We start from the raw sequence: 24,478 nt of genomic DNA on the forward strand, positions 1-24,478 counted from the left end.
CAGGCACAGGAAGAAATCCATTCGAAACCGTGAGGTGAGCGTATGAGTTTCAAAGCAGTGGAGTTGCAGATTGCGGTACCACGAACAAGTGAAGCGGGACGTTATCAAAGTGAAGCCCAGCAGCGACCGATTACGGATCAGAATCTTTTGGCAGAGCAAACGTCGAAAGAAGCAAATGAAGCAAGGCAACGAAGTGAAGCAATGGACGAAACTTCACAGACTTCGGTGCGTGATGGTCATACCCATGATGGGGATCAGCAGAGTGGTTCCGATGGACAGGAGACTGCTCAGGCTCAAGAAACTGTTAAACCTGCAGAGCACCCGTACAAAGGAAAACACATAGATCTGTCTTTATAATAAATGGTTGTTATGGACATGCAGTCTTTCGCACCGATGGTTGAATCAGAAGGAGAGAACCCAATTTGTCACCATGGATCATTATTGTCATATTAGGGGCTTGCGCCATCGCCTACGCTTATATCATGCCTCGTAAAAACAAGGCGCAAGAGCCTGGACATCAACTGGTGCAGGAGATGGAATCTACGCTTGAACACTACATGACCGAGATCGAAAATGATAATGATGCTCTTATTCAACGTGTGGCTGAAATGAAGGGAGAAGCGACAGCAGCCGATCAACGTATGCAATTGCAACTTCAGGAATTACAGCAGCGGTTGGATCAGCTGGAGCAGAGCAAAAAAAACGAACCTGTTGCATCACCTGTGCCATACTCAGGTAGTGTACCGGTACAAGCTTCCGAAGGTTTGCAAGCACAAGCGCTCGTTAAAAGTGTACAAGCAGAGGCTGCCCAGCAGGCGTTAGAAGCAGACGTACAGACCAGTGAAGTCGAATCTTTGCCTGGGCGTGAGTCGATTAAAGATCGATATGCAGAACTCTTTACTCTACATGCTGAAGGTAAGTCGATGGATGCCATATCCAAGCAGACAGGCATTCAGCGTGGTGAGGTACAGTTAATACTGCAATTGGCAGAACGGGAGGAAAGCTAAGTCATGGACAAGCGATCCTTATGGATTGGTCTGGGGAGCGGCATGATTATTGGTGCAGTTTTGCTTCAACTGGCCACAGTCGGACAAAATGCATTATCCGATAGTAATCTGGACCCCGATCAGACTGCCAATATGACCAAAGAACAGCTTGAAACGGCCGCAAAAGCCTTGGATATGAAGTTGGTCGGTTCTGAAGAGGAACTATACACAGAAGCAGAGTGGGTAGCAAAGAAAAAGCAGGAGAGCAGTGAGTTGCAGGGGAATACAGCAACGCCACCTGAGACAGTAACCTCTACGGAGACACCTGCAGAGCCTGAGAAGCCACAAGAGCCTGCTGCAAGTGAAGTTGAAGGGCAGAAAGAGATAACTGAGCCGAAGACAACAGAACCTGTAACGCCGAGCAATCCGAAAGGCGCAACAGTATCATTCAAAGTACGTTCAGGCAATAGTCTGGCGATCGTTGCAGCAAATCTAAAAACCGCGGGAATCGTAGATGATGCTCAAGCATTCATAAAGGCTGGCAAAGCTGAGCGAATCAATACCAAAATCCAAGTGGGTACTTATGCGCTTGAAAAAGGTGAAAGTTTCAAATCCATTATCACAAAAATTACGAAAGAACCGTCAAACTGAGCATGCTCGGACAGGGCGGTTTTTGCGTATTAAACGGTGCATTTTCAAAGCTTGATAATAATTAGTGTTGATTTACATATCAAGTTTAAAATGATTCGATACTAGCAAAAAGTAAAAAGTAGATTTTAGCTTCAAAGACTGTTGCATCAGACAATCAGTTGTGATATATTAGATAACGGTGTTAAAACACACGCATGTGCTAATTTTGTTGAGGGTGCTTTCCTTATGGAGAGTCTTGGCGAAAAATGATGCCGGCGGAGGACACAATAAAAACCATATTAGGAGGTGTGTGAAGATGGCAGTAATCTCCATGAAGCAGCTTCTCGAAGCTGGGGTACACTTCGGTCACCAAACTCGTCGTTGGAACCCAAAAATGGATCGTTATATCTTCACTGAAAGAAACGGAATTTATATCATCGACTTGCAAAAGACGGTGAAAAAAGTCGAAGAGGCTTACAACTTCGTTAAAGGAATCGCAGGAGAGAATGGTACAATTCTTTTCGTGGGTACTAAGAAACAAGCTCAAGATTCCGTTAAAGAAGAAGCTGAACGTGCTGGTCAATTTTACATTAACCAACGCTGGCTTGGCGGTACCCTGACTAACTTCCAAACTATTCAAAAACGTATTGATCGTTTGAAACAGTTGGAAGCTTGGGAAGAAGACGGTACATTCGCTGTATTGCCTAAAAAAGAAGTTATCTTGCTTCGCAAAGAAAAAGATCGTCTGGAGAAATTCTTGGGCGGTATTAAAAATATGAAAGGCCTGCCAAGCGCCCTGTTCATCATCGATCCACGCAAAGAGCGTATCGCTGTTGCGGAAGCTCGCAAATTGGGTATCCCAATTGTTGGTATCGTTGATACTAACTGCGATCCGGATGAGATCGATTATGTTATCCCAGGTAATGACGACGCGATCCGCGCTGTTAAATTGCTGACAGGTAAAATGGCTGATGCTGTAATCGAAGCTAACCAAGGCGAAGAAACTTCCGCTTAATAGATTCGAACATATGTTATAAACTAAATGAAAAGGGTGGTTGGCAGGTGGATAACCTCTCACTGCCCTTTTTTTAGAGTGTACGTACAATACTTAATGTTGGAGGGAATTTATAATGGCAGTTAATGCGAGTGCAGTAAAAGAACTTCGCGAAAGAACGGGCGCTGGTATGCTCGATTGCAAAAAAGCATTGGAAGAAGCAAACGGTGATGTAACAAAAGCAGCTGAATTGTTGCGTGAGAAAGGTCTTTCTGCAGCAGCAAGCAAAGCAGGCCGTGCAGCAACTGAAGGCGTTGTTGAATCTTACATCCACGCTGGTGGACGTATTGGTGTCTTGGTTGAAGTTAACTGTGAAACAGACTTCGTTGGTAAAACGGATCAATTTAAGGATTTCGTTAAAGATGTAGCTATGCAAATCGCTGCAGCTAATCCTAAATTCGTTACACGCGAAGAAGTTCCTGCAGATGAGCTGGAAAAAGAAAAAGAAATCCTGAAAGCTCAAGCTCTTAACGAAGGTAAACCAGAGAAAATCATTGAAAAAATGGTTGAAGGCCGTATCGGTAAATACTACGAAGAGTACTGCCTGCTGGAACAAACTTTTGTTAAAGATCCAGACAAAACGATCTCTCAATTGCTGAACGAAAAAATCAGCCAAATTGGTGAAAACATCTCCATCCGTCGTTTCGTTCGTTACGAACTGGGTGAAGGTCTTGAGAAAAAAGTAGACAACTTCGTAGAAGAAGTAATGTCCCAAGTAAACAAATAAGACGGTTTCTATAAACCGGCGAGCAGAATTGATTTTCGAAGATATAAGAATGATGAAACTTCGAAGCGTAAACTCCCTTATATCTCAGGAAAACAGTGCCTTACCGGTTAAACGTTTTTCCTAAAAGAGCGGAACACAACTGTGTTCCTTTCTTTTTAAGCAGGAGGCCATGCGCGAGAAGTTTTGTTGGTTGAACACCAAGCGTGTTCGATTCAAAGTGGAGGGTGAATAATTGGAACAGCCAGTATTTAAACGTGTTGTCTTAAAGGTCAGCGGAGAGTCTCTTTCCGGTCAAAACGGCTACGGTATTGATGCAGATACGATCTCGTCGATTGCCCAACAGGTAAAAGAGGTTGTTGCACTTGGTGTACAGGTTGCTATTGTATGTGGCGGCGGAAACATCTGGCGTGGAATTGCCGGTAGTGAAAACGGCATCGATCGTGCAACTGCCGATTATATGGGTATGCTGGCGACAGTAATGAACTCGCTGGCACTGCAGGATGCTTTGGAACAGATTGAAGTGCCTACGCGTGTACAGACATCTATTGCAATGCAACAGATTGCAGAGCCTTATATTCGTCGTAGAGCTATTCGCCATCTGGAAAAAGGCCGGGTCGTTATTTTTGCAGCAGGTACAGGTAACCCGTTCTTTTCCACGGATACAACAGCAGCACTGCGCGCAGCGGAGATTGAAGCAGAAGTTATCTTGATGGCCAAAAATAAAGTTGATGGTGTATACTCAGCAGATCCGTTTAAGGACAGTACAGCTGTGAAATTTGATCAGTTGACTTACATGGATATTCTTAACAAAGACCTTGGTGTAATGGATTCAACGGCATCCTCGCTTTGTAAGGACAACAACATCCCGTTGATCGTATTTGCCATTACGGAACAAGGTAACATCAAACGTGTTGTTCTGGGCGAACGTATCGGAACAATCGTTAAAGGGAGTGTAGATTAATGCCACAAGCGGTTAAACAACATGCCGAAGAGCGTATGGAAAAAGCAATTCAAGCATTGCGTCGTGACCTGGCTACTTTGCGTGCAGGCCGTGCAACTCCAGCTCTTCTGGACCGAATTCAGGTAGAGTATTATGGAGCAATGACGCCATTGAATCAACTCGCTAATATCAGTACTCCGGATTCCCGTACACTGATGATTCAGCCTTGGGACAAATCCTCCATGGGTGACATCGAGCGTGCCATCATGAAATCAGATCTGGGTCTTACTCCAGCCAATGATGGTAGCATGATCCGTTTGTCTATTCCGGCATTGACGGAAGAACGTAGAGCGGAACTTGTTAAGCTGACGAAGAAGTTCGGTGAAGAAGGTAAAGTAGCGATTCGTAACATTCGCCGTGATGCGAATGATGACATCAAAAAATTGGAAAAGTCAGATATTTCCGAGGATGAATCGCGGAGACATCAGGATGATATCCAAAAATCGACCGACAAGTTTATTGCTGAAGTCGATAAGGTACTCGCTGCCAAAGAAAAAGAAATCATGGAAGTGTAAGACAAGCGCAGCCCCTCCAATACGGTGGGGTTTTGTCTCTTTTTCCAAGCTTCAGATAAAGAAACTTCAGGGATTTTGGAGGAACAGGAATGATCAAACGGGTTCGGTCGTGGTGGAATGGGGCTGACAAGCAGGAAACGCTGACTATATCCGAGGACAATATCCCGCAGCACGTCGCCATCATCATGGACGGCAATGGACGATGGGCCAAACGTTTGGGACTCCCGCGTATAGCCGGGCACCAAAATGGCATGAAGGCGGTCAAACGTGCGACCATCGCGGCGGATGAACTGGGCATCAAATATCTGACGATGTACGCTTTTTCGACAGAAAACTGGACGCGTCCAAAAGAAGAAGTGGATTTTCTGATGCGACTTCCGCAAGAATTTCTAGCCATAGAGCTGGATGAACTTATAGAAAAAAATGTGCGCATTCGCATGATGGGTCAAGAGGAACATTTACCTTCTCATACCATTAATGCCTTGCGGGAAGCCATTCGTCTTACGGAACATAATACAGGTCTCGTTTTGAATTTTGCAATGAACTATGGAAGTCGTCGTGAAATGACGGACTGTGTTAAACAGATCGCTCTGCAGGTGAAATCGGGGGAACTATCGGCAGAGGATATAACACCTGAACTCATCGATAGACATATGCTGACGGTTGACATGCCTGATCCGGATCTGCTGATCCGGACGAGCGGAGAGTTGAGATTAAGCAACTTTATGCTTTGGCAGCTTGCATATAGTGAATTATGGTTTACGGATATATACTGGCCCGAATTTGGCAAAAAGCATTTGCTTGAAGCAGTAGCCGAATATCAGCGCAGAACAAGGCGTTACGGCGGTTTGAAATAGATGGAGGATGAAGCCGTTGAAACAGCGACTAACGACAGGAATCATAGCAGGTGTGTTGTTTTTAGGTTTTTGCATGCTGGGCGGACCCTGGTACCATGGTTTGGTATTGCTTATGGCTCTCATCGGTTATTATGAATTTGTTAAAATGACCGGGGTGATGCCTTTTTCAGGTGTGGCCCTGATTGGATATGCTGGTGTGTTTGCCATTGTGTTTCCTTGGGAAATGCTTTGGGAGGCAAGACCGCTATCCTTATTTCAGGTCATCTGGATAGTAATGCTTGTACTGATGACAGCTTCGGTTGTCACCAAAAATAAGGTTCCCGTGAATACAGTAGCGATGCTTTTCCTTGGCGTATTGTATATAGGGATCGGTTTCTATTACATTGCAGAATCCAGACATCTGCTTCATGGGTTGTTCTGGACGTTCCTGTTGCTGGGCTCCATATGGGCCAGTGATGCAGGAGCTTATTTTGTAGGGAAACTCATTGGTAAAAACAAACTGTGGCCTTCCATCAGTCCAAACAAGACTATAGAGGGTGCACTGGGTGGCATCGTAATTGCAATTGTTACTTCTGTTATTTTTGCATTAGTATCAGATGGTTTGCTTTCCTGGCAGAGAGCGATTGTGATCGGAATTGCCTGTGCAGTTGTAGGTCAGATGGGTGACTTGATCCAGTCTGCATACAAACGTGTATATAATATCAAGGATTCAGGCAGTCTTCTCCCTGGGCATGGAGGCATTCTTGATCGGTGCGACAGCTGGATTGTTGTTTTTCCATTCGTACATATACTAATGCTACTGCCCTACTAAAGAAGAACATGAGTCTGAGATAACAGCATTGTTCGCCGTAGGCATTGGATAATTAAAGATGAGGTGCAGCATGAAAAAAATTGCGATTCTCGGGTCAACCGGTTCCATTGGAACCCAGACACTGGATGTAGTTGACATGCATCCAGAACTCTTTCAAGTGGAGGGACTGGCTGCCGGAGTCAATACAGACCTGCTGATCGAACAAACCAAACGTTACCGGCCGAAGAAAGTATCAGTGGGGTCCAAAGAACTGGCGGAGAAGATAGCTCCACATTTGCCAGCAGGAACGCAACTATTTTATGGCAACGAAGGACTCGTAGAAGTTGCGGCAGGAACCGATGCGCATACGGTTGTTACAGCGGTGGTGGGCAGTGTTGGATTGGAGTCAACGCTTGCTGCCATAGATGCAGGCAAACAGATCGGACTGGCCAATAAGGAGACATTGGTTACAGCGGGGCATATCGTTACGACAAGAGCGGCTGCCAAAGGAGTCTCTTTACTGCCCGTTGATAGTGAGCACTCTGCGATATTCCAATGTTTAAATGGTGAAAACAGAGAACGCCTGACAGGCATCACGCTCACCGCTTCAGGTGGATCATTCCGTGATCTTACCCGTGAACAGTTGAAGAACGTGACTATAGAGGATGCACTTAAACATCCAAATTGGTCAATGGGCTCCAAAATCACGATAGATTCGGCAACAATGGTTAACAAGGGTCTCGAGGTCATTGAAGCACATTGGTTATTTGGTCTTCGATATGATCAGATTAATGTATTGCTTCACCCAGAGAGTGTTATTCATTCATATGTGGAATTTGATGACACAAGCATCATCGCACAACTGGGGAATCCGGATATGCGAGTTCCAATTCAATATGCACTGACTTACCCCGACCGCTTGCCATCACCGGCACAGCGTCTGTCTCTTGCTCAAGCTGGGAAATTACATTTCCGTGAGATGGATATGGAACGGTTCCCGTGTTTAAGAATGGCGTATGAGTGTGGTAAAATGGGAGGAACCGCAACAACGGCTTTTAATGCAGCCAACGAGGTTGCTGTAGCCCGTTTCTTGCGTAAAGAGATTTCATTCCTTAAAATAGAAGATATTATTGCTTCTGTGCTGGAAGCACACCACAATGTGGACGAGCCTGATCTGCAGGAGATCGCACGTTGTGATCAAGAGAGCCGTAAGCTTGCGGCCAGTCTGTAATCTCTTTTTTCATTACAAATTGGAAGAAGTGATTCTCTTGTGCGGCATCAGAGAATAATGATAATCTAGAGGGACAGACTGCGGTATGTGCCGTGAAGGAGGATGGATAGGGATTGGAAACCATACAAGTGGTATTTCTAACGGTGCTCATGTTCTTTGTCATCGTGACGGTTCATGAATGGGGGCATTATTATTTTGCCAAACGCGCCGGTATTCTTGTACGGGAGTTTGCGATCGGTTTTGGTCCCAAATTGTTCTCATATAAAAGAAACGAGACCCAGTTTACATTGCGTTTGTTGCCTTTTGGTGGATATGCACGGATGGCAGGGGAAGATCCGGAACTGGTAGAGATCCAGGAAGGACAGACCATTGCGGTAAGATCAGCGGATGACCAGGTGAAGATGATCTATCTGGACCAGCTGGATAACCGTAAAAATGTAATACGTGGTGAAGTCATCTTCATTGATATGGAGAGAGCGCTGAAGCTTCAACTCGATGTAGATGGAGAGATTCAGGAGTATCGTATTCATCCTCAAGCAATGTTGGTAAGTCGTGGTAAACAAACGCAGATTGCACCGAAAGATCGTCAATTCGGCAGCAAAACCGTTGGACAGCGTGCATTGGCTATTTTTGCGGGACCTCTGATGAACTTTATTTTGGCCTTTGTGCTGTTTGCTGTATATGCGCAGATGGCAGGAGTTCCAGTGGAAAATCCAAAAAATCTTGTAATTGGTGAAGTGCTTGAAGGTGGGGCAGCCGATCAGGCGAACCTGCAAAAGGGCGATATTATCGAAACCATCAATGGTACTGCAATTGGTACGGATTCACAAAAAATGGTGTCGATGATTGCCGATTCCAAAGACAAGCCGATGGAATGGACGCTGCGCCGGGGTTCGGATACGTTTAATATAACGATTACTCCACGTGCTGTAGAAGGACAAGAGGGCGGTAAAGTGGGAATCGTACCTACGTTACCAACCCGATCTGTTGGATTTGTAGAGACATTTAAAGTCTCAGGCGTGGCTATGGTTGATACAACCAAAATAATATTTGAAGGTTTTAAACATCTGATCAATCAATTCAACATGGATGATATTGGTGGCCCAGTTCGTACATTCGAAGTGACAGGGCAAATTGCTAAACAAGGGATTGAACAGTTAACGAGATGGGCAGCAATTTTGAGTCTGTACCTTGGGATTTTCAATCTGCTACCAATACCTGCACTGGACGGCAGCCGTCTGGTATTTTTGGGAATTGAAGCGCTGCGCGGCAGACCTGTTGATCCCAATCGCGAAGGCATGGTGCATTTCATCGGATTTGCGATGTTGTTTGTGTTGATGCTGGCAGTAACTTACAATGATATATTACGTTTAATTAACGGATAATTACGGTTGGACTACGCTCTGTACATTCAGAGATAGTCGTTATGGGAGGACGCTGGAGTCTTATGTCAAAGGAAAATGATAAACAGTTCGTGACTGAAATCACACCACAGGGTGAGGATTTCTCGCGCTGGTACATTGATGTTATCAAAAAAGCTGATCTCATGGATTATGCACCCGTACGCGGTTGTATTGTGTTCAAACCAGACGGATTTGAAATCTGGGAACATATTAAGGATGAGTTGGATCGTCGTTTTCGGGAAACGGGTCATCGCAACGCATACTTCCCGATGTTCATTCCTGAGAGCTTCTTTCAAAAGGAAAAAGAGCACGTGGAAGGTTTTAACCCTGAATTACCATGGGTTACGGAAGCTGGCGGAGAGAAGCTGGAAGAACGTCTGGCAATCCGTCCTACATCCGAAACGATTATTGGTCACATGTATTCCAAGTGGATTCAGTCTTATCGGGATCTTCCGGTACTGATCAACCAGTGGGCTAACGTAGTTCGTTGGGAAAAAAGAACGTTGCCATTCCTTCGCACAAGTGAGTTCCTGTGGCAGGAAGGTCATACAGCGCATGAGACGGAAGAAGAAGCACGTGAAGAAACGATGAAAATGCTGGAGATTTATCGTGAAGTGGTTGAGGAATACTTGGCTATTCCTGTAATTGTGGGTCAGAAAACCAAGTCCGAGAAGTTTGCGGGTGCGGTGGATACCTACTCGATCGAAGCCATGATGAAGGATGGACGTGCTGTACAAGCAGGTACATCTCACTACATGGGGACGAACTTTGCAAAAGCATTTGAAATCCAGTATCTTAGCCGGAATAATGTGCTCGAGCTGGCTTACACCACTTCATGGGGAGTAAGCACACGTTTGATCGGTGCATTAATTATGGTTCACGGAGATGACCGTGGTCTCGTACTTCCTCCTAAAGTCGCACCAACACAAGTGGTCATGATTCCAATTGGACCTCCGAAAACACGTGATGCTGTTGTTGGGCGTGCAGATGAGTTGTTCACTGAGTTGAAAAAAGCTGGAGTTCGTGTGAAAATGGATGATCGCAGCGATGTTCGCCCAGGTTGGAAATTCAATGAATACGAGATGCGCGGTGTTCCCATTCGTCTGGAGATTGGTCCACGTGATATGGAAAATGGCGTTTGTGTGCTCGTATCACGGATCACAGGTGAGAAGAAAGTGGTAGAACAAGCGAACCTAGTAGAAGAGATCCAGGCTATGCTGACACAGATCCAGGTAGATATGTTAGAGCGTGCTCGCACATTTATGTCGGATAACTTCTATTCCGTGGATACACTCGATGAGATGAAAGAACTGATGGAAAATAAACGCGGGTTTACACTGGCCGGATGGTGCGGTTCAGAAGCTTGCGAAGATAAAGTAAGAGAAGTTACAGGTGCAACAAGCCGGAACATTCCGTTCCAGCCTGCGGAAGAAAAGCATACGTGCCTGGCTTGTGGTGAACAGGCAGAACACACGGTTGTGTTTGCAAGAGCATACTAAGTCAGGATAACCTGACTATATACATTGAACTAAACATTTACATGAGAACGTAGAGAACAGAAATAACCTGAAGAAGCGGAGCTAAAAGCTTTCTGAAAGAAAGCTACATCGGAAGCATACGCTGCGCCTTTATCCCCGGATTTTCCCCTTTGTTAATGGGAATCAAAAAATCTGGGGGTAACAGCGATCGGAAGGTTGTTCTGTTATCGGAGTGGTAAGTGTAAATATCTTTTTGTTCAATGTATATAACGGCACGTACGGACTGTAAGAGTAATGAATGGAGAGCTTCTGTCGGATAAAATGAGTCGGTGCGAGTTCGGATCGGTGACATTTTTGAATGCAGGGGCTTTTCATGCTTTAAGGGGGTACAAGGAGGAACACGATGAGCGGATTCGAGGAGAAAAGAAAACGGTTTGAGTTGTTGATGAAACAGGCAGAGCTTCCGGCTGGTCTGTTAGAGCCCTATTTTTTGGATGGATGGATTGAACAAGTAGAGACCAATCGAAGTAATCGGGAATGGAATATTCTGATTGCAAAGGATACGTTGGTACCCGCTCCAATCTATCGCACATTTTGCCTGCATATTCAAGAGAAAATGAATCATATCGCCAAAATTTCATTTGGCTTCAAATACACGGACCGAGTACAAAATGGTGATATCGTCAGTGAATATTGGAATCTGTTTCTGGAGTGGGTTACCCGTGAGATTCCATCTGTAAATGGTTGGATGAACCGGACAACCTTTGAATGTGAAGAGGATCTCCTACAACTGACAATGAGTGATGCAACGTCGATGGAATTGGCTCGTAAGAAACAGATTGATCAGGCGATTACAAAATTCTATGAAACATACTTTCATCTACCTCTTCGCATCAAGATGCAAGTGGGTGAAGTGGGCAGTAATAAAGAGGCCATGGAACAGTTCCAGGCCCAAAAACGTGTAGAAGAACTTGAGGTCATCGAGAAGATGATGAGTGAAGTGGACACAGAAATCCCGGTGGATGAGGAGCAGGGTGATCTGCGTTTGCAAATGGGTTATGACATCAAGGAGCCGGCAGTACCCATGCAGGAAATCCAGGATGAAGAGAAAAAGGTTACGCTTCAAGGTTCGGTGTTTGGACTGGATCGTAAAGAACTGCGAAACGGAAATACGTTGTTTACCTTCTACCTGACCGACTTCACGGACTCCATGCAAATGAAGATGTTTGCCAAAACAAAAGAGGACGTTAAAATTCTTAGTTTGCTGGCTAACGGTAAATGGGTAAAAGTGCGTGGTCGTGTAGAATATGACCGGTTTATGCAAATTCCTGAACTGGCCATGATTCCATCGGACCTGATTGAAGTTAAAGCACCGCCGTCTCGTAAAGATAATGCACCAGAGAAACGGGTGGAGTTCCATTTGCACTCTACGATGAGTACCATGGATGCTGTAACTTCAATCGACAAATACGTGAAAATGGCAGCGGAGTGGGGACATAAAGCGATTGCTGTCAGTGATCATGGTGGGGTGCAGGTATATCCCGAGGCTTCCAAGGCTGCTAAGAAAAACGGGATTAAAATGATCTACGGCCTTGAAGCCAATGTAGTGAATGACTCCGTTGCGGTCGTAATGGCTCCACAGCCGTTGGATCTCCAAACAGCGACATACATCGTATTTGATATCGAGACCACAGGTTTGTCGGTAACACAGAACAAAATCATTGAGATTGCAGCCGTGAAGATGCAAGATGGTAAAGAAATCGACCGATTTGCAACGTTTGTGAATCCGCATGAACGCATTCCCTACAACATTCAGCAATTGACCAATATTAATGATGACATGGTAAAAGACGCACCTGAGCTGGAGCCTGTCATTCGTGAGTTTGTGCAGTTTGCTGGTGATGGTGTGCTTGTTGCGCATAATGCACGTTTTGATATGGGCTTTATCCAGGCTTCCCTGAAGCAAATTGGAATGCCAGAGCTTCCTAACCCTGTCCTTGACACGTTGGAACTGGCGCGATTGTTATTTCCAAAAAATAAGAACCACCGTCTGAATACGATGGCAGATAAATATAAGGTTGGACTTGAAAGTCATCACCGTGCCATTGATGATACGATTGCACTCGCGGGTATACTGATCGGATTATTAAATGATGCTGCTCAGATGAAAGGTTTAACGAGGCTTGATCGCTTGAACGATTATGTAGGTGTCGACTTGTCGAATACAAGACCTTTCCATTGTGGAATCTATGCATTGAATGATGTCGGTAAGAAAAATCTATACAAGCTGGTATCTCTCTCTCATACGGAACATTTCAAGCGGGTACCGTGCATTCCCAAATCAAAACTGATTAATTTGCGTGAAGGCCTTGTTATTATATCGGGCTGTGAAAAAGGGGAGTTTTTCGAAGCGGTGCTTAACAAATCGCTCGAAGAAGCGGAAGAGATCGCTGAGTTTTATGACATACTGGAGATTCAACCACTTACCATGTATATGCATTTGGTGGATAAAGGGTTGGTGGCTACACCCGAAGAAATCAAAACAGCGATCCGTAAAGTCATTGATATAGGTGCAAAATTTAATAAACCAGTTATAGCCACAGGTAACGTGCACTATTTGGAACCGCGTGACAAGTTATATCGGGATATCACCATTCACGGAATTACAGGTTTTAGTCCACTCAAAGATCAACGTAAACCGGATGCACATTTTAGAACGACAGAGGAAATGCTGGAAGAGTTTCAGTTCCTGGGCCAAGATAAGGCTTACGAAGTCGTTGTTACAAATACGATACAGTTATCTGATCGTTTTGAGGAAATTAAGTTATTCCCGGACAAACTGTTTACTCCGATTCTGGAAGGTGCGGACGAAGAAATCCGTAATACCTGTTATGACACTGCCAAGTCCATCTATGGCGAGGAATTACCAGAAGTAATCGTGGCACGACTAGAAAAAGAGCTCATTCCAATTATTAAATACGGTTTTTCTGCCAACTATCTGATCTCGGAACGCTTGGTTAAAAAATCGAATCAGGATGGTTATCTCGTAGGTTCGCGGGGATCGGTAGGCTCCTCTGTTGTTGCTACATTTTTGGGTATATCCGAGGTTAATCCACTACCTGCTCATTATATTTGTGTGAATTCAGAATGCAAACACAGCGAGTGGTTCCTGGACGGCAGTGTTCGGAGTGGATTTGACCTTCCAGAGAAAGAGTGTCCGGATTGTGGTGGCACACTTAAAGGAGAAGGCCAGGATATTCCGTTTGAGACCTTCCTTGGATTTAAGGGAGATAAAGTTCCCGATATTGACTTGAACTTCTCTGGTGATTATCAGCCTCATGCTCATAACTATACGAAAGTACTATTTAGTGAGAAGAGTGTTTTCCGTGCGGGGACCATCGGTACGGTGGCTGAGAAAACAGCATTTGGTTTTGCCAAGAAGTACGAGGAACATCATCAGAAGAAATGGCGTGGAGCTGAATTGAATCGTTTGGCCTCTGGCTGTACTGGGGTGAAACGGAGTACTGGACAGCATCCCGGCGGTATTGTCGTAGTACCTGATTATATCGAGGTCGAAGACGTTACACCTGTTCAGTTTCCGGCTGACGACGTTAATGCGGAGTGGAAAACGACACACTTTGATTATCATGCTTTTGAAGAAAACTTGCTGAAACTTGATATTCTGGGGCACGATGACCCAACTATGATGCGGATGTTGCAGGATTTGACAGGTGTCGATCCAACGACCATTCCGATGAATGATCCGAAAGTCATGAGCATGTTTAACTCAACCGAAGCTCTGGGTGTTACACCGGAACAGATTAGGTCGCCAGTCGCAACGTTTGGCGTGCCGGAGATGGGAACGAAGTTTGTACGTCAGATGCTTGTTGAATCCCAGCCGACGTCTTTTGCCGATTTACTGCAGATTTCCGGATTGTCCCATGGTACAGGGGTATGGCTTGGAAACGCTCAGGATCTGATTAAGAACGGAACGTGTAACATTAAGACGGTAATTGGTTGTCGGGATGATATCATGTTGTTCCTGATCTATAAAACGGGAATGGACGCAAGTCTGGCATTTAAGATTACCGAGAGTGTTCGTAAGGGACGAGGTCTGCCACAGGAATGGATTGACGAGATGAAGAATTGTAAAGTGCCTCAATGGTACATTGATTCGTGCCTCAAAATCCAGTACATGTTCCCGAAGGCTCACGCGGCCGCTTATGTTATTTCCGCAGTACGTACGGCATTCTTCAAGCTATATCATCCGATTGAATATTACGCAACCTACTTTACGGTACGGGCGGATGAGATCGATATCGAACTGATGTGTCAGGGATATGACGCAATCTACCGGAAAATTACGGAGATCGAGCAATTAGGTTTCCAGGCACCGCCGAAAGAGAAAAACATGCTCCCTGTCCTTGAAATGGGTCTGGAAATGGCAGCTCGCGGATTCTCGCTGAAACCTATTGACTTATATCGTTCGGAAGCGACGAAGTTCATCGTTGACGGAAAATCACTAATCCCTCCATTTTCAGCTTTGGCAGGAATCGGGGATAACGCTGCTCGCAATATCGCTGCGGCAAGAGATCATGGTGAATTCCTGTCGGTGGAAGACTTCCAGCAGAAGTCGAAAGCAAGTAAGACCATTGTTGAACTCCTGTCGAATATGGGATGTTTCCGTGGCTTGCCAGAGAGCAATCAGCTTTCCCTTTTCTAGGATTGAATTTGGATCTAACCTTAGCGATTGTTGGGGGACGTAATTTTTCCTTCATTAGTAAGTAAACTGCCTGAAGCATCGCTTACTTGTCACTATTACCAGACTATGTTATAATTTTTGAAGTGAACGAGATAGTACGAATTTCTAAAGAGTGGGGAAACCCACTCTTTAGTCTTTGGTATACAAGAATCTTGGGTATTGAATAATCTGCCAGTGCTTTTTTGCTGGTGTAACCTAAGTTGGAGGTTATTGGTTTTGAGCACAACGAACATTAAATCTACCGTGGAAGAAATGATCCAACCCTACTTGAACGAACAAGGCTTCGAGCTGGTTGACATCGAATACGTCAAAGAAGGCAGCAACTGGTTTTTACGGGTGTATGTCGACAAAGAGGGTGGCATCGACATCGACGATTGTGTCTTGATCAGCGAAAAGCTGAGCGCCAAGCTGGATGAGAACGATCCGATTCCAACCATCTATTTCCTTGAAGTGTCTTCTCCCGGTGCGGAGCGTCCCCTGAAAAAACCTGAGGACGTTACCAAAGCTGTAGGCAAAAATGTTTTTGTTACAACCTACGAGCCGGTGAACGGATTGAAGGAATTTGAAGGCAAGCTGCTTTCCTTTGATGACGAGGAACTCGTGATCGAAGCAGGCAAAAAACAGCATGCCATTTCTTATGATAAGGTTGCCAGTGCGCGCCTAGCTATTTTGTTTTAAGTGCCTTGTTCACTTTATTAATGAAAAAGACACATCTCACGATAACGGCAAGGTGCTCATGAGTTCAGAGCCTTTCGCCGTTTTACGTATGAGATGCCATGTTTGAAAGGGGGATCAACATTCATGAGTACGGATTTTATTGAAGCAATGAATGAATTGGAACGGGAAAAAGGGATCAGCAAGGATGTGCTGTTTGAAGCGATCGAGGCTGCACTAATTTCCAGCTACAAGCGGAATTTCAACACGGCCCAGAATGTGCGTGTTGACATGAACCGTAATACGGGAGTTATTCGGGTGTATGCCCGTAAATTGATCGTGGAAGAAGTCCTGGATTCACGTACCGAAATTTCATTGCCTGCTGCACGAGAAATCAACCCACACTTCCAGCTGGAAGATATTGCGGAGATTGAAGTTACGCCGCGTGATTTCGGACGTATCGCGGCACAAACTGCCAAACAGGTAGTGACCCAGCGGATTCGTGAAGCCGAACGCGGCCTGATCTACAACGCTTTCGTAGATAAGGAAGAAGATATCGTTACGGGAGTGGTGCAGCGTCAGGATTTGCGCAATATCTACATCGATCTGGGCAAAATCGAAGCGGCTTTACCGCTGACCGAATTGATGCCGAACGAGAAGTTTGTTCATGGTGACCGTATTAAGGCGTATATCACCAAGGTCGAGAATACGACAAAAGGGCCGCAAATCATTTTGTCCCGTACCCATCCGGGCCTCTTGAAACGTCTCTTTGAACTGGAAGTGCCTGAGATCTTTGACGGTGTAGTTGAAATTCGCTCCGTCGCTCGCGAAGCAGGGTTCCGCTCCAAGATTGCCGTTCACTCCCGCAACGAGGAAGTTGATCCAGTTGGATCTTGTGTAGGTCCTAGGGGAATGCGCGTGCAGACCATTGTGGGTGAGCTGCGCGGTGAAAAAATCGACATTGTTCGTTTCTCCGATCAGGTAGACGAATATGTTGCTAATGCACTGAGTCCTTCCAAAGTATTGGAAGTTCATGTATTTGAGGAAGAAAAGATGGCTCGGGTTATCGTTCCGGACTATCAACTGTCGCTCGCAATTGGTATCAAAGGCCAAAATGCCAGATTAGCAGCCAAATTAACCGGCTGGAAAATCGACATTAAGAGCGAGAGCCAGGCGGAACAGGAATTCGGCAGAGAAAAAGATTCTTCTTCTGAAATGCATCAGGATTCCGTCTCCGTCGACTAAAGTAAAGTACGGGGGGCGCTGACGTATGAAACCAAAAAAAGTGCCGCTGCGCAAATGTGTGGCATGCCAAGAAATGATGCCCAAAAAGCAGCTGATTCGCATTGTTAAAACGCCAGAGGATGAAGTGCTGATCGATTTGACTGGCAAAAAATCCGGACGTGGTGCCTATTTATGCGGCAAAGAGTCCTGTTTTAAGCTCGCACTCAAAAACCGGGCTTTGGATCGGGCGTTAAAAGGCAAAGTCTCACCTGAAATTTACGAGCAATTAGCAGCTGATTTCATCGCGGTTGAGGATGAATTCAAAGCAGCACAGGAGCGTGAACATGACTAATATTAAAACGCTGTCTTATTTGGGACTCTCTATGCGTGCAGGTAAACTTGTAACAGGTGAAGAAATTGTACTTAAAGCGATCCGTTCTTCCGAAGCTAAAATGGTTATTGTTGCGGGTGACGCCTCAGCCAATACACAAAAGAAATTTCGCGATAAATGCGGAACTTATAAGGTTCCTCTGTTGATCGGATTTGACCGGGATAGTCTGGGTTCAAGTATCGGTAAAGACACGCGTGTTGTTCTTGCAGTAACGGATCGAGGGTTTGCAAAAATGATCTCCAAGCAAGTCGGTATAATGTCGGAGGTGGAGTATATTGAGTAAACAGGAAAACAAGGATAAATTGCGAGTTTATGAATATGCGAAGTCCCTTAATATGAGTAGTAAAGAAATTATAACCATTCTTAAAAAGCTGGAAATTCCCGTAAACAATCATATGAGTGTCATGGAGAATGGTTCAGTCGGTAAGGTGGAACAATTTTTTAAAGATATAAAATCCACTGCTGCTTCGAAACAAGGCAACGATGCAAAACCAGTTGCTACTTCGGCAGTGCGCAGTGACAAACCAGTGGACAGCAACAAGCCGGCCGGCGGAGTGAACACGCCGAAGAGCAGTAACCCATCCGGTAGTCCCGTACAAACAAAAATACAACAGGAAAAGCAGGTAGGTATGAACAATAGACCAAATTCCAACAATAACAATGGCACCCAAAGACCCAGCGGCCAAGATAGCCGCAACAGAACGAACTCTTCCCAAGGCTCAAGCCAAGGAGGACAATCAACTAACCGTCCAAGACCAGCTCAAGGTGGACAAAGCAGTACTGCATCCCGTCCGCAAGGAACGGGTCAACGTCCGAATAACAGCGGTGGCGGTCAAGTAAGAACTTCAGGCCCTAACAGCGGTGGTAATACAGGTACTGCTGGCAACCGTAGTGGTGGCCAAGGTCAGAGCCAAGGACAAGGCCAACGTAGAAGCGGCCCAGGTGGTACTACTGGCAGCAACAACAATAGTGGTAACCGTTCGAACAGCGGTGGCGGTGGACGTCGTTATGATGACAACCGTGGCGGCAACTTCCGTGGTAACCGTGGTGGCAAGAATAACCGCAACAGAAATCAACAACAGTACCAACAACGTGAGAAAATTGATAACACACCTAAGAAAATCATCGTTCGTGGTGATATGACCGTTGGTGAAACAGCGAAGTTGCTCCATAAGGATGCTTCCGAAGTTATCAAAAAGCTTATCGCTATGGGTGTTATGGCAACAATCAACCAAGAGCTTGATATCGAAACGATCCTTCTGCTTTCAGGTGAATTCGGTGTTGAGGTTGAAGTGAAGATTGTGCTTGAAGATGACCGTTTCGAAACACTGGAAGAGAATGATGATGCTGCTGACTTGCAGGCTCGTCCACCAGTAGTTACGATCATGGGTCACGTTGACCATGGTAAAACTACTTTGCTGGATGCGATTCGTTCCACGAATGTATCCGATGGCGAAGCAGGCGGAATCACGCAACATATCGGTGCATATCAAGTTGAAATTAACAACAAAAAGATCACGTTCCTGGATACTCCGGGTCACGAAGCGTTTACAGCGATGCGTGCACGTGGCGCACAAGTTACGGATATGACGATTATTGTCGTAGCTGCGGATGACGGTGTTATGCCACAGACCATTGAGGCGATTAACCATGCCAAAGCTGCTGGGCTACCAATCATCGTGGCTGTCAACAAAATTGACAAGCCGGGCGCTGATCCAGACAAAGTGAAACAAGAATTAACCAGCTATGAACTCGTTCCTGAAGAGTGGGGCGGAGATACCATCTTTGTTAACGTGTCAGCAAAACAAAGAATGGGTCTGGAAGGTCTGCTTGAAATGATTCTGCTGGTTGCAGAAGTGAACGAATACAAAGCGAACCCGGACAAACGTGCCCGTGGTACAGTGATTGAAGCCGAGTTGGATAAAGGACGTGGCCCAGTTGCACGTATCCTCGTACAGCACGGTACATTGAAAGTCGGCGATGCTTTCGTTGCAGGTAACTGCTTCGGTCGTGTTCGTGCGATGGTCAATGACAAAGGTCGCAAATTGAAAGAAGCTGGACCTTCAACACCTGTAGAAATCACAGGTCTGACTGAAGTTCCAGGTGCGGGAGATCCATTCATGGTGTTTGAAGATGAGCGCAAAGCGCGTTCCATCGCTGACAAACGTTCGATCACGCAACGCGAATCCGATCTGGGTACGCATACTCGTGTGACGTTGGATGATCTGTTCCAGCACATCAAAGATGGCGAGATCAAAGATCTGAACGTAATCATCAAAGGTGATGTACAAGGTTCGGTTGAAGCATTGAAAGGTTCCCTTGCGAAGATCGAAGTTGAAGGTGTACGCGTGAAAATCATTCATAGCGGCGCTGGTGCAATCACAGAATCCGACATCATTTTAGCTGCAGCATCCAATGCTATCGTGATCGGTTTCAACGTTCGTCCTGATAACCAGGCGAAATCAACTGCAGATCAAGAGCAAGTAGACATTCGTCTGCATCGCGTGATCTACAGTGTTATCGAAGAAATTGAACAAGCGATGAAAGGTATGCTTGATCCGATCTACAAAGAAAAAGTTATCGGTCATGCTGAAGTTCGGAGCACGTTCTCCATCAGTAAAGTGGGTACCATCGCTGGTTGTATGGTTACCTCGGGTAAAATTACGCGTTCTGCGGAAGCACGCCTGATTCGTGATGGCATTGTCCTTTACGAAGGTAAGCTGGATTCCCTGAAACGTTATAAAGATGATGCCAAAGAAGTAGCACAAGGTTACGAGTGCGGTATCACACTTGATAAATATAATGATCTCAAAGAAGGCGACGTTATCGAAGCTTTCATTATGGAGACCGTACAACGATAAGCAAGGAAGCATGAGGTGAACAACAATGGCTAAGATTCGTACAGGTAGAGTGGGCGAGCAGATCAAGAAAGAAATAAGTCTGCTCATCCAGTCTGAACTGAAAGATCCACGTATCGGCTTTATTACGGTAACGGGAGTCGAAGTGACAGGAGACTTGTCGCAAGCCAAAGTTTATCTGAGTGTCTTCGGTGAACAGGAACAAAAAGATAACACGCTGAAAGCTCTGGCAAAAGCAAATGGATTTTTGCGTTCGGAGTTGGGCAAACGTATCCGGTTCCGGCATGTTCCCGAGTTGATATTTAAGATTGACGAATCCATCGCTTATGGCAGCCGAATTGAGAAGCTGCTTGGCGATATTGGTTCCGACAAGAACGAATCCCAGTAACAGAATAGAGGAGACGGCAATGCACACTTATGAACAGGCGCTCCAGGCCGGAAAGCAATTTCTGCTGGAGCATGATGATTACCTGGTCGTGTCGCATGTACAGCCGGACGGTGACGCAGTCAGCTCGACGGTAACGGTGGGCTGGCTGCTGTCATGTCTGGGTAAGACATTCACGATGATTAATGAAGGTGAAATCCCCGGGCGCATGCAATTTTTGTGGGAAGCAGGCAACATTGTGAACATGACCGAACAACCACCGCAGCGAAAATATAAAGCTGTTATCTGTGTGGATTGTGCTGACTTTGCCAGAGTAGGTTTGACACGTCATTATTTTGAAGATGATGCTGTTATCTTGAATATTGATCATCACCCTACAAATGACGGTTATGGTACAGTCAACATCATTAAGTCTGATGCTGCTGCAACGGCTGAAATCTTGTTCGATTTTCTTAACCTGTTCCAAGTAACATGGGATAAAGATGTTGCGACGGCAGTTTATACAGGATTGCTTACCGATACAGGTGGATTCCGCTATGCGAACACCAGCCCAAATGTAATGACAACGGCCTCCAGACTGCTTGAACATGGCGTGGATGGACCCTATCTCGCCCAGACCTTGTTGGAGCAGGTGACCCTTCCGCAAGTTCGGATTTTGAATCAGGCACTATCAAGCCTGCAGATGACAGATGATGGTAAGATAGCCTGGGTTGTTATCACACCAGATGATATGGTGGCTTGTGGAGCAGCTAATGAAGATCTTGAAGGGGTAGTGAACTATCCGCGCAATATTCAGGGCGTGGAAGTTGGTATCTTTTTCAAAGTCATCAACGAGAATGCAGTCAAGGTTTCTTTGCGTTCAGCTGGTAAGATTGATGTTGCTGCACTAGCACAGACCTTTGGCGGAGGCGGGCATGTGCTCGCAGCCGGATGTCGTCTGGAAGGCAGACTTGATGATATTATCGCAAAAGTACTGAAGCAGGTGAATTCACAATGGTAAAGCCATTTGAAGGTGTACTTCCGGTATATAAACCGGCGGGATTTACTTCTCATGATGTTGTAGCCAAAATGCGTCGCATTCTCAAAATGAAGCGCATTGGGCATACGGGCACACTTGACCCACAAGTTACAGGGGTTCTGCCGCTCTGTCTTGGACGGGCGACACGTGTGGTGGAGTACATGCAGGAGCTTCCGAAGGAATATCTGGCTACGCTGAGATTGGGACTGTCTACTGACACAGAGGATATGACAGGGGAAGTCATTGAGCGGGCTGAGACGACTGTGGAAGTAACACAGGAACAGGTTCAACAGGTGCTTGAGCAGTTCCTGGGCACGATCTCACAGGTACCACCCATGTATTCTGCGGTAAAGGTAGACGGCAAACGTCTTTATGAGCTTGCTCGTGAAGGTAAAACGGTAGAGCGTAAGAGCCGTGAGGTCACAATCTATGAGCTCGAACTTACAGGGATTGAGACTCAGGGTGAGACCACCGATATATCCTTCCGGGCCTTATGTTCAAAAGGTACTTATATTCGGACATTGTGTGTAGACATTGGCCGGCAACTCGGATATCCATCAACCATGGTTCAACTGGAGCGTACGATATCGGCAGGTATCTCTGCAGATCGTTGTCTTCGTATTGAAGAAGTGGAACAACTTATGGCTGACGGGACTTTGGCGGAGGCGCTGATTCCTGTTGACGAGGCTATTGCTTCAATTCCTGCCCATAAGGTTGGAGAAGAACAGACCAAAGGAGCACTTCAAGGTCAGAAACTGTCTGCACGTCTTCTGGAACCGCCTGTAGAGCAACCTGGTTTATTGCGGTTGTATGCTCAGGATGGTACGTTTCTGGGGATATTTGAACGGGATGAACTAAAACCAACGGTGAGGGCAGTTAAAGTCTTTTTGCCGGAATAAAGAGGTTTCGGGCTTGGAGTTGTGGTGATGCTCTAGCTTGGCCTATCTAGTGAAATGCAGGTGAATGATTGTGAAAACCGTAATGCTAACCTATCCGCAGACGTTACATTCGACTGAGCTGAGCACACTGCCCCAAGTGCTTGCGATTGGTCAATTCGACGGACTGCATCTCGGACATGCAAGTGTCATTTTATCAGCTGTCCGCATTGCGCGGGAAACGGGCATGCAGGCAGCGGTCATGACCTTTCATCCACATCCGAAGGAAGTTATGCGCAAAGGGGATTACGAGGGTTATTTAACTCCCTTGAGAGATAAAGAAGACATCTTGGCAGGAATGGGCGTTGATGTACTCTATGTGGTGGAGTTCAATGAAGATTTCTCACGGTTGACGCCGCAACAATTCGTACACGACCTGTTGATTCCTCTTCAGACAAGAACAGCGGTGGTTGGTTTTGACTTCCGTTTTGGTCACAAGGGTGCAGGGGATGAACAACTTCTTCGTACTTTGGGAGAAGGAGAGATGACGGTGGAAACCGTTCCTCCTTTCTTGTTAAATGGTGAAAAAGTGAGCAGTTCTCTCATTCGTGGCCTGTTGAAGCGTGGGGAGATGGATGAGGCCAGTCAGTGGCTTGGCCGACCTTACAGCATCAGAGGAACCGTCATTCACGGGGAGAAGCGTGGACGAACGATTGGATTTCCTACAGCGAACCTTGAACTCACGGATCATTACGTTACCCCGTCGAAGGGTGTTTACGCTGTTCGTGTGCAGTATGGCGAACAGGAACTGCATGGCGTAATGAATCTCGGTGTGAAACCTACGTTTCATGAAAGTGGGATGAAACCTACGTTTGAAGTGCATCTGCTTGATTTTGATGGACACTTGTATGACCAGGAACTAAAGGTTGAGCTCGTTCACTATATTCGTGCAGAACGAAAGTTTGACTCCATTGAGGCATTGATTAGCCAGATTCGTGAAGATGCATTAACTGCCGGCCGCCTGTTATCTTAAAGGTTCAGGATTAAATGCATGTTTACATTTACTTTAACTAGGCAATTATGATATACTGTACTACGTTGTCGATTGAGGCAACATTAACCTTGGCTTGGTTGCTTGCTCTCACCGGCGGTGACGAGGCTAATGGCGATTATATTGAAGGAGGTGAACAGGATGGCATTGACTCAAGAACGTAAACAACAACTGATCGACGAGCACAAAACTCACGAGTCCGATACAGGATCTCCAGAGGTGCAAGTTGCTATCCTTACGGAAAACATCACAAGTTTGACAAACCACTTGCGTACGCATAAGAAAGACCACCACTCACGTCGTGGACTTTTGAAAATGGTAGGTCAACGTCGTAAGCTTTTGGCTTACGTGAAAAACAAAGATGTTAAACGTTACAGCGCACTGATCGAAAAACTCGGATTGCGTCGTTAATTATCGTACATGTTTTCAAAATCAACCTGGCTGTTATCCGTCATTCTTTTGTCTAAAAGGACAAGCGGAACTTACAGCCGGGTTGTTTTGTAGATGAACATGTTGCCATATATTTGTAGATGGGGCTCCGTGAGGAGCTTTTGTTGTGCAGGTTAGCATGTTGAAAGTTCCATACATA

At 45.7% G+C, this 24,478-nt stretch carries 23 protein-coding genes; all 23 read left to right on the forward strand.

What is annotated here, in order from left to right:
• Positions 1 to 42 precede the first annotated feature (42 nt).
• The 23 genes from MHI12_RS11185 to rpsO all read left to right on the forward strand — a co-directional run bounded on the left by MHI12_RS11185 (position 43) and on the right by rpsO (position 24,300).
• Complete coding sequence (locus MHI12_RS11185) at positions 43 to 357, forward strand: hypothetical protein (RefSeq protein WP_339784550.1); 315 nt, start codon at positions 43 to 45, stop codon at positions 355 to 357.
• A gap of 65 nt (positions 358 to 422) precedes the next feature.
• Positions 423 to 1,007: a hypothetical protein gene (locus MHI12_RS11190; RefSeq protein WP_405172389.1), complete on the forward strand. Its 585-nt coding sequence runs from the start codon at positions 423 to 425 to the stop codon at positions 1,005 to 1,007.
• A gap of 3 nt (positions 1,008 to 1,010) precedes the next feature.
• Complete coding sequence (locus MHI12_RS11195) at positions 1,011 to 1,637, forward strand: hypothetical protein (protein WP_405172390.1); 627 nt, start codon at positions 1,011 to 1,013, stop codon at positions 1,635 to 1,637.
• A 295-nt stretch (positions 1,638 to 1,932) separates the two neighbouring features.
• Complete coding sequence (gene rpsB, locus MHI12_RS11200) at positions 1,933 to 2,631, forward strand: 30S ribosomal protein S2 (RefSeq protein ID WP_047842496.1); 699 nt, start codon at positions 1,933 to 1,935, stop codon at positions 2,629 to 2,631.
• 115 nt (positions 2,632 to 2,746) lie between these two features.
• Complete coding sequence (gene tsf / locus MHI12_RS11205; protein ID WP_036609326.1) at positions 2,747 to 3,397, forward strand: translation elongation factor Ts; 651 nt, start codon at positions 2,747 to 2,749, stop codon at positions 3,395 to 3,397.
• Between the two features lie 232 nt (positions 3,398 to 3,629).
• A complete protein-coding gene (pyrH, locus tag MHI12_RS11210; protein WP_017689153.1) occupies positions 3,630 to 4,358 on the forward strand; it encodes a UMP kinase in 729 nt (242 codons plus the stop codon).
• Positions 4,358 to 4,912 carry a ribosome recycling factor gene (gene frr, locus MHI12_RS11215; protein WP_341006916.1) on the forward strand — a complete coding sequence of 185 codons (555 nt, stop codon included), beginning with the start codon at positions 4,358 to 4,360 and terminating at the stop codon, positions 4,910 to 4,912. Before pyrH ends, frr begins: the two co-directional genes overlap by 1 nt.
• 89 nt (positions 4,913 to 5,001) lie before the next feature.
• Positions 5,002 to 5,769, forward strand: a complete 768-nt coding sequence (locus MHI12_RS11220) for an isoprenyl transferase (protein WP_017689151.1) — start codon at positions 5,002 to 5,004, stop codon at positions 5,767 to 5,769.
• 16 nt (positions 5,770 to 5,785) lie between these two features.
• The gene (locus MHI12_RS11225) at positions 5,786 to 6,580 is read left to right on the forward strand and encodes a phosphatidate cytidylyltransferase (RefSeq protein WP_047842497.1); all 795 of its coding nucleotides are present in this window, start codon (positions 5,786 to 5,788) and stop codon (positions 6,578 to 6,580) included.
• A 70-nt stretch (positions 6,581 to 6,650) separates the two neighbouring features.
• Complete coding sequence (locus MHI12_RS11230) at positions 6,651 to 7,790, forward strand: 1-deoxy-D-xylulose-5-phosphate reductoisomerase (RefSeq protein WP_405172391.1); 1,140 nt, start codon at positions 6,651 to 6,653, stop codon at positions 7,788 to 7,790.
• A 113-nt stretch (positions 7,791 to 7,903) separates the two neighbouring features.
• Positions 7,904 to 9,175 (forward strand): RIP metalloprotease RseP, encoded by a 1,272-nt coding sequence (rseP, locus tag MHI12_RS11235; protein WP_405172392.1) that lies wholly within the window; start codon positions 7,904 to 7,906, stop codon positions 9,173 to 9,175.
• A gap of 62 nt (positions 9,176 to 9,237) precedes the next feature.
• A complete protein-coding gene (gene proS, locus MHI12_RS11240) occupies positions 9,238 to 10,692 on the forward strand; it encodes a proline--tRNA ligase (protein ID WP_091031854.1) in 1,455 nt (484 codons plus the stop codon).
• A 382-nt stretch (positions 10,693 to 11,074) separates the two neighbouring features.
• Positions 11,075 to 15,394 (forward strand): PolC-type DNA polymerase III, encoded by a 4,320-nt coding sequence (locus MHI12_RS11245; RefSeq protein ID WP_405172393.1) that lies wholly within the window; start codon positions 11,075 to 11,077, stop codon positions 15,392 to 15,394.
• A 255-nt stretch (positions 15,395 to 15,649) separates the two neighbouring features.
• Positions 15,650 to 16,111 carry a ribosome maturation factor RimP gene (gene rimP / locus MHI12_RS11250; protein ID WP_047842499.1) on the forward strand — a complete coding sequence of 154 codons (462 nt, stop codon included), beginning with the start codon at positions 15,650 to 15,652 and terminating at the stop codon, positions 16,109 to 16,111.
• Positions 16,112 to 16,234: 123 nt separating this feature from the next.
• Entirely contained in the window at positions 16,235 to 17,332 is a 1,098-nt protein-coding gene (gene nusA, locus MHI12_RS11255) for a transcription termination factor NusA (RefSeq protein WP_036609309.1), read from the forward strand.
• Positions 17,333 to 17,357: 25 nt separating this feature from the next.
• Positions 17,358 to 17,663 carry an RNase P modulator RnpM gene (gene rnpM, locus MHI12_RS11260; protein ID WP_017689143.1) on the forward strand — a complete coding sequence of 102 codons (306 nt, stop codon included), beginning with the start codon at positions 17,358 to 17,360 and terminating at the stop codon, positions 17,661 to 17,663.
• Entirely contained in the window at positions 17,656 to 17,985 is a 330-nt protein-coding gene (locus MHI12_RS11265; RefSeq protein ID WP_017689142.1) for a ribosomal L7Ae/L30e/S12e/Gadd45 family protein, read from the forward strand. The genes rnpM and MHI12_RS11265 overlap by 8 nt, the downstream gene beginning before the upstream one ends.
• Positions 17,978 to 20,563 carry a translation initiation factor IF-2 gene (infB, locus tag MHI12_RS11270; protein ID WP_047842501.1) on the forward strand — a complete coding sequence of 862 codons (2,586 nt, stop codon included), beginning with the start codon at positions 17,978 to 17,980 and terminating at the stop codon, positions 20,561 to 20,563. Before MHI12_RS11265 ends, infB begins: the two co-directional genes overlap by 8 nt.
• A gap of 25 nt (positions 20,564 to 20,588) precedes the next feature.
• Positions 20,589 to 20,948, forward strand: a complete 360-nt coding sequence (rbfA, locus tag MHI12_RS11275) for a 30S ribosome-binding factor RbfA (protein WP_017689140.1) — start codon at positions 20,589 to 20,591, stop codon at positions 20,946 to 20,948.
• 19 nt (positions 20,949 to 20,967) lie between these two features.
• The gene (locus MHI12_RS11280) at positions 20,968 to 21,945 is read left to right on the forward strand and encodes a bifunctional oligoribonuclease/PAP phosphatase NrnA (protein WP_076318527.1); all 978 of its coding nucleotides are present in this window, start codon (positions 20,968 to 20,970) and stop codon (positions 21,943 to 21,945) included.
• Positions 21,939 to 22,862 (forward strand): tRNA pseudouridine(55) synthase TruB, encoded by a 924-nt coding sequence (gene truB / locus MHI12_RS11285; protein WP_036670396.1) that lies wholly within the window; start codon positions 21,939 to 21,941, stop codon positions 22,860 to 22,862. Before MHI12_RS11280 ends, truB begins: the two co-directional genes overlap by 7 nt.
• A 70-nt stretch (positions 22,863 to 22,932) precedes the next feature.
• Complete coding sequence (locus tag MHI12_RS11290) at positions 22,933 to 23,871, forward strand: bifunctional riboflavin kinase/FAD synthetase (protein WP_036671020.1); 939 nt, start codon at positions 22,933 to 22,935, stop codon at positions 23,869 to 23,871.
• Positions 23,872 to 24,030: 159 nt separating this feature from the next.
• Positions 24,031 to 24,300 (forward strand): 30S ribosomal protein S15, encoded by a 270-nt coding sequence (rpsO, locus tag MHI12_RS11295; RefSeq protein WP_036609297.1) that lies wholly within the window; start codon positions 24,031 to 24,033, stop codon positions 24,298 to 24,300.
• Positions 24,301 to 24,478: the final 178 nt, after the last annotated feature.

It is taken from the genome of Paenibacillus sp. FSL H8-0280 (genome assembly GCF_045040665.1).
Lineage (GTDB): Bacteria > Bacillota > Bacilli > Paenibacillales > Paenibacillaceae > Paenibacillus > Paenibacillus xylanexedens_A.